Consider the following 303-nt stretch of genomic DNA (forward strand, 5'->3'; position numbering starts at 1 on the left):
AGCGCTCGACGAAGTACTCGCCCTGATAGGCCATGCGGTGCTGCACGGCGATGCCGCCGCCAAGGGCGGCGATCCGGTCGATCGAGCGGTCAGAGATCGTCTCCGCATGGTCGAAGAACCAGTTGATACCCTCAAGCGGGATATCCCGGTTGACCTTATCGAAGACGTCGAGCGCGCGGGTGATCGTCTCGTCATAGGTGGCATGCAGTCGCCAGGGCCAGCGGTTCTCCGCAAGAATGCGCACGACCTCTTCGAGTTCGCCCTCCATCTCCGGCGGCATGTCCGGGCGCGGCTCGCGGAAGT

Annotated in this window: 1 protein-coding gene; it reads right to left on the reverse strand. The window is 64.0% G+C overall.

Annotated features, from left to right (window positions below; genetic code table 11):
* Positions 1-303: amidohydrolase family protein (locus IB279_RS36860; RefSeq protein ID WP_192341297.1), on the reverse strand; the 303-nt coding region annotated here is incomplete at both ends.

The organism is Ensifer sp. ENS06 (assembly GCF_014852205.1).
Classification (GTDB): domain Bacteria; phylum Pseudomonadota; class Alphaproteobacteria; order Rhizobiales; family Rhizobiaceae; genus Ensifer; species Ensifer adhaerens.